This window comes from Janthinobacterium sp. Mn2066 (assembly GCF_049319705.1).
Classification (GTDB): Bacteria; Pseudomonadota; Gammaproteobacteria; order Burkholderiales; family Burkholderiaceae_D; genus Janthinobacterium.
In genome coordinates this window covers 380,587-386,595 of record NZ_JBMOUF010000008.1, presented here as the reverse complement: position 1 = coordinate 386,595, position 6,009 = coordinate 380,587, and the positions used below count along the sequence as shown (strand labels likewise).

Here is a 6,009-nt window from a genome sequence, read left to right as displayed (position 1 = left end):
GGACCGTGAAACAACTTTGCGCCGATGATAGTGCTGCAACCAGTGTGAAAGTAGGTTATTGTCAGGCTTGTTATTCGTAGTAGAAAAAAACCCGATCAGTAATGGTCGGGTTTTTTTTCGTCTTTTGAAAGGCTGTCCATGTCTGCTCCCCATACCCTGGAAGAACTGCGCGCTGGCCGATTGACGGGCATACGCCGCTTGAGCTTATCCTGCGGCTTGACCGCTTTCCCAACTGAAATCTTTGACCTGGCAGACAGCCTGGAAATTCTCGACCTGTCCGGTAATCAGCTGAGCAGCCTGCCCGACCACTTGCCGCGCCTGCACAAGCTGCGCATTGTATTTTGTTCGGATAACTTGTTTACCGTCTTGCCGCCTGTATTGGGTTCGTGCCCTGAACTGAGCATGATCGGTTTCAAGGCGAACCGGATTCATACGGTGCCGGCCGCCTCTTTGCCACCCAAACTGCGCTGGCTGACGCTGACTGACAATGCCATCACAGCCTTGCCCGAGGAAATCGGCCGCTGTACGCAATTGCAGAAATTAATGCTGGCGGGAAATCAACTGACTGCCTTGCCAGCCTCGCTGGCCGCTTGCACGCGGCTGGAGTTGCTGCGTATCGCCGCCAATCGTTTCACGGCCTTGCCTGACTGGCTATTGTCCTTGCCGCGCCTCTCCTGGCTGGCGTATGCGGGTAATCCGGTTAGTGAAGCACGCGAAGTGGCGGCTCTGGCGCAAGCGGATATTGCTGGTATCGCCTGGCCGCGTTTGCAGATCGGCCCCGTATTGGGCGAGGGCGCCTCGGGCGTGATTTCCCAGGCCGTACTCGATGGTAATGATGTGGCCGTCAAACTGTTCAAAGGGGCAATGACCAGCGATGGCTTGCCGCGCAGCGAGATGGCGGCCTGCGTCAGTGCGGGGCCGCATGCGGGCCTGATTCCCATCCTTGGCACGGTCGACGGCCATCCGCAAGGCGCGATGGGGCTGGTCATGCCCCTGATCGATCCGATGTTCCGCAACCTGGCCGGCCCACCGAGCCTGGCTTCCTGTACCCGTGACGTGTATGTGGATGGACTACGCTTTAGTTCGCAACAACTCCTGGCGCTGGCCCATGGCATTGCTTCAGCCGTGCGGCAATTGCATGCGCACGGCATACTGCATGGCGACTTGTATGGCCATAATATCCTGCATGCCGATGGCGACGCTTGTTTGCTGGGCGACTTTGGCGCTGCCTCCCTGTTTGATCCACACTCCTTGCAGGCGGCAAGATTACAGGGAATCGAAGCGCGGGCCTTCGGTATCTTGCTTGGCGAGTTGATCGACCATGGCAATGACTATCCACCAGCTTTGCCAGCCTTACGGGATGCCTGTCTGCAAGAAGACGTCTTGCAACGGCCCCGCTTCGAGCAGATCGAAACCATGCTGTTGCATATGCAACGGGCATAAAAAATGGCGCAGCCTTCACAGGCTGCGCCATTTTTCATTCAAGCTGAAGCCATTCAGCCTTGAATAATTTCTTTTTCAGGCAAAGCGATCTGGTTGTCGACGCTGAACTGGTAGTCCTTGAACACGTGTTCAGCCGACAAGAGCTGGTATTGACCATTGTCCAGCTTATGCGTGGTGTCCTTCAGGCGGTAGGTGTAATGGCCGCAGGTCCAGCAGTTGAAGTTGCGCATATGGGTGCACAGGCACGTCTTGTCCATCACCACCACGGTTTTTTGCTCCGGATGGGCGGCTACTTCGCGGTTATACGAATTGATGTAGGCGCAATTACCGGTTGCATCGAGCAGGTAGCCGTACGATTCGCAGCCTGGACGGATGCCGGCGCCGATCGCTGGCGTGTTTTTCAGCATGCGCATCGGATAGCCGGTCGGCGAGACGCCGTTGACGATGATGTCTTCTTCCGACGCCTTGTAGTATTCCTGCTTGACCTTGGCTGGCAAGCCGCACTCATGGGTGACGGTGAAGCGGGTGGCCACTTGCACGCCGGCTGCGCCTGCCTCCAGGAAGGACACGGCGTCGCTGCCCGTGAAAATGCCGCCGGCGGCGATCAGCGGAATATCGAGTTGTTCAGCCTTCAGGTACGCCAGGATTTCCAGAGTAATCGTGTGCAGGTCGTAATTGGCCCAGTCCATGCCGAAACCCAGATGGCCGCCGGCCAGTGGACCTTCGACGATGATGAAGTCAGGTAGGCGGTCCAGCTTGGCGTTCTTGCGCAGGAAAATTTGCAGGGCGCGCACGGACGAGACAATGATGCCCAGCTTGGCGTCGCGGAAACGCGGATGGTCGGCCATCAGGGCGAACGAGCCGAAGTGCAGGCCGGCCGACAGGGTGATGCCATCGATGCCGGCGTCCAGTGCGGCGTTCAGGCGCACGCGCAAGGTTTCGCGCGGGCCATTCATGGTCAGCTTTTCCATGCAGTTGACGAAGATCAGGCCATCGCCTTTTTTCGCTTCCATGGTCTTGCCGATATGCAGGCGCTGCGCTTCTGCCAGGCGGCCCAGGTCGAACTGCACCACGGCCTTGTCGCTATTATTGATGTTGAACTTGTACAGTTTCGTTTTGTCTTTGACGAAAGTGGTATCGAAACGGCGGTCCGACACATCTTCCACCATGGCATCGGAAATATGGCCGATACCGTTCAGCCGGGCTGCTTCCAGCGCCAGCTCCGAGGTGGAAATGTCCACACCCATTCCGCCTATCATGATGGGCACATACTCTTTTTTGCCAAATCGCAGGCGGAAATCATCAACACGTTTCATTGCTATCCTTAGACTACCGTGGTTATCACTGAGCCAGATGTACTGTCGCGCCAGCAAGGTTGTCCCTTGCCAGCGCGCGGCATGCAGCTTTGCGCAGCCCCAATTCTACCCCAAGCGGGAAGGCACCCCGAGGCATTGCGCGGTTCTCTTGCTGCGCCATACGGGCGCAGCAGCCTTGTTTGATCAGTCGCGGAAGTTGTTAAACTCGAGCGGCATGTCAGGCACGTCCTTGCGCAGCATGGCCATGGCCGCTTGCAGGTCGTCGCGCTTGGCGCCGGTGACGCGCACGGATTCGCCCTGGATGCTGGCTTGTACTTTCATCTTGCTGTCCTTGATGACGCGCACGATTTTTTTCGCATCTTCCGTTTCGATGCCATTCTTGATCTTGATGGCTTGCTTGACCTTGTCGCCGCCGATCTTCTTGATGTCGCCGTCTTCGAGGAAACGCACATCGACCTTGCGCTTGGTCAACTTATTCGTCAGCACGTCGCGTACCTGGCTGAGCTGGAATTCGGAATCGGCAAACGCGGTCAGCTCGTTTTCCTTTTGTTCTACGCGGGCATCGCTGCCCTTGAAATCGAAGCGGGTCGAGATTTCCTTGTTGGATTGTTCGACAGCATTTTTCACTTCGATCATATCGGCTTCGGAGACTACGTCAAATGACGGCATGGTCTATTCCTTTCTGGTTAAAGCGAGCGCGCGCTCGGCGCGCCGGGCCTTTGCGCCTGATTTGCTGCGATCAAACGGCCCTGTTAAAGATGCGACATTTTAACGGACAACGGGCGAACCGCCCTTGTCCTGAGATGGTTTTTTGTCGCTTTAGCTCTATAATCGAGCAAAAATTCCTTATCCCATGTCTTCAGAGCTCACCATCGAACACAATTACTCTCTCCAGCACCTCAATACCTTTGGTATCGAGGCCAGCGCCGCAGCTTATCTGCGCATCACTTCGACGGCGCAACTGCAGGCTGCCCTGCGCGATCCGGCGATAGCCGGCCTGCCGCAGCTGATTTTGGGCGGCGGCAGCAACATCGTGCTGACCGGCGACTTTCCCGGCGCCGTATTGCATATGGCCACGCGCGGCATGCGTTTGGCGCAAGCCACGCTCGATACCATCCTGGTGACGGCCGCTGCCGGTGAAAACTGGCACGAGTTCGTGCAATGGACCCTGGCGCAAGGCGTGGGCGGCCTGGAAAACCTGTCCTTGATTCCCGGCACGGTGGGCGCCGCGCCGATCCAGAATATCGGCGCCTATGGCGTGGAAATCAAGGATGTGCTGCACAAGGTGACGGTCATGCATGCGGCCAGCGGCATCGTATATGACATGGATAACGAAGCTTGCCGCTTTGCTTATCGCGACAGTATTTTCAAGCAGGCCGAGGGGCGTGACCTGATCGTGCTGGAAGTGACGTTTGCCTTGCCGGCCGAGTGGCAGCCGAACCTGCGCTATGGCGAACTGGCGCAAGCCGTTGCCGAACAGAAGCTGGAGAGCCCGATGCCGCAGCAGGTGGCCGATACCGTGATGGCCATACGCCGGCGCAAATTGCCTGATCCTGCCGTGATTGGCAATGCGGGTAGTTTCTTCAAGAATCCGGTCGTGTCGCACGAGCAATGCATTGCCTTGCTGGAACGTTTCCCGGCGCTGGTGCACCATGTGCAGCCCGACGGCACGGAAAAGCTGGCGGCTGGCTGGCTGATCGATCAGTGCGGCTGGAAGGGCAGGAACCTGGGCCCGGCGGGCGTGTACCCCAAGCAGGCGCTGGTCCTGGTGAATAATGGCGGCGCTCGTGGCGCGGACATTACCCGCCTGGCCGGGGCGATACAGGACGATGTGGAAGCCAGATATGGCGTGCGCCTGTCGCCGGAGCCGGTGTTTGTCTGATCAGCCGAAGTGGCAGACGTAATCCAGTGTTTCTAGCGTTTCGATATCGAAATAGCTGTTTGCCGGCACCTTGAATTCCTGGCCCGCACCATAGCTGTGCCATTCGCTGGTGTCGGCCAGGCGTACCTTGCACAGGCCGGCGACGACTTCCATGGTTTCCGGCGCGCCCGTGTTGAAGCGCAACGATGACGGAAAAATCACGCCCACGCTTTTTTTCGTGCCATCGGGAAAGATGACATTGTGCGAAATGCACTTGCCGTCGAAATAGATATTCGACTTCTTGACGACGCTGACATGCTCCAGTTGCGTACTCATGCTTGCCTTTCTTGCGGTTGAAAATCAGTCGCCCGTTGCTTCTGCGCTCAGTACTCTGTTGCGTCCGCCGCGCTTGGCCGTGTACAGCGCCTGGTCGGCGCGGTTGATCAGGGCTTCCACCGTCGATTTCGGCGAGGGCACGACGGTGGCCACGCCGATCGACATGGTGACGATGCCCGTCGCCGCTGCAGGGTTTTCAATCTGCATGCCTTCGAGCTGGCGGCGGCACGCTTCGGCGATTTGCAGCGCACCGGCCAGTTCGGTTTCCGGCAGGATCAGCGCGAATTCCTCGCCGCCATAGCGGGCGGCCAGGTCGGCCGGGCGTTTTAAATGTTCGGTCAATACGGCGGCGACTTTTTTCAGGCACAGGTCGCCAGCCAGATGGCCGAACTGGTCGTTATAGCTCTTGAAATGGTCGATATCGCAAAACAGCAGGCTCAAGGGCGCTTTGTCGCGCTGGCCCCGCTGCCATTCGAAATGCAGGGTTTCATCGAAGCGGCGGCGGTTGGCGATGCCCGTCAAACCATCGAGGGCGGCCAGTTTCTGCAATTCGATATTGGCGTCGGCCAGGTTTTTCTGACTTTCGCGCAAGAAACGAAACGCCTGGTCGCGCTGCAGGCGGCTGATATGGGCGTTCGAGTGGTAGCGTATGCGCGCCAGCAATTCCAGCCGGTCCGGCAGTTTGACCACGTAATCATTGGCGCCGACGGCAAAGCTGTAGGCCTTCAATTTCGGGTCATCCTTGGCTGACAGCACGATCACGGGCACGTGCGCCAGCGTTTCCTGTTCGCGGTACTGCTTGATCAAAGCGAAACCATCGGTGCCAGGCAAGACCAGGTCTTGCAGGATCACGGTCGGCTGCAGCCGCAGCGCCGTATCGAGCGCCTGCGTGGCATCCGTCACATAGTGAAATTCGATGTCTTGCTGATCGCTCAGCATGCGGCGGATGGCTTCGGCGATGATCAACTGGTCGTCAATCAGCAGAACGCTGACCTTGAATTCCGTCAGGGCGGGCTCGTGCTGGGGCAGACTGGAGGAAAATTCTGGCATTGC

6 protein-coding genes are annotated in these 6,009 nt (G+C 58.1%); 2 read left to right on the top strand and 4 right to left on the bottom strand.

Annotation, left to right across the window (positions count from 1 at the left end; all coding sequences use genetic code 11):
• Window positions 1–138 precede the first annotated feature (138 nt).
• A complete protein-coding gene (locus ACL9RI_RS18090) occupies window positions 139–1,443 on the top strand; it encodes a leucine-rich repeat-containing protein kinase family protein (protein WP_422727887.1) in 1,305 nt (434 codons plus the stop codon).
• A 53-nt stretch (window positions 1,444–1,496) separates the two neighbouring features.
• Here the strand turns inward: ACL9RI_RS18090 and ACL9RI_RS18085 are convergent, their stop codons facing one another.
• Window positions 1,497–2,759, bottom strand: coding sequence for a nitronate monooxygenase (locus ACL9RI_RS18085; RefSeq protein ID WP_422727886.1), 1,263 nt, complete (start codon window positions 2,757–2,759; stop codon window positions 1,497–1,499).
• A gap of 183 nt (window positions 2,760–2,942) precedes the next feature.
• On the bottom strand, window positions 2,943–3,428 hold the full coding sequence (locus tag ACL9RI_RS18080) for a YajQ family cyclic di-GMP-binding protein (protein ID WP_422727885.1): 486 nt from the start codon (window positions 3,426–3,428) through the stop codon (window positions 2,943–2,945).
• 184 nt (window positions 3,429–3,612) lie between these two features.
• On the opposite strand from ACL9RI_RS18080, the gene murB reads away from it, so the two are divergent.
• Complete coding sequence (gene murB / locus ACL9RI_RS18075) at window positions 3,613–4,641, top strand: UDP-N-acetylmuramate dehydrogenase (RefSeq protein ID WP_422727884.1); 1,029 nt, start codon at window positions 3,613–3,615, stop codon at window positions 4,639–4,641.
• Here murB and ACL9RI_RS18070 read toward each other — a convergent pair whose 3' ends face one another.
• Window positions 4,642–4,956 carry a pyrimidine/purine nucleoside phosphorylase gene (locus ACL9RI_RS18070; protein WP_422727883.1) on the bottom strand — a complete coding sequence of 105 codons (315 nt, stop codon included), beginning with the start codon at window positions 4,954–4,956 and terminating at the stop codon, window positions 4,642–4,644.
• A 24-nt stretch (window positions 4,957–4,980) separates the two neighbouring features.
• Window positions 4,981–6,006, bottom strand: coding sequence for a diguanylate cyclase (locus ACL9RI_RS18065; protein WP_422727882.1), 1,026 nt, complete (start codon window positions 6,004–6,006; stop codon window positions 4,981–4,983).
• Between the last annotated feature and the right edge of the window lie 3 nt (window positions 6,007–6,009).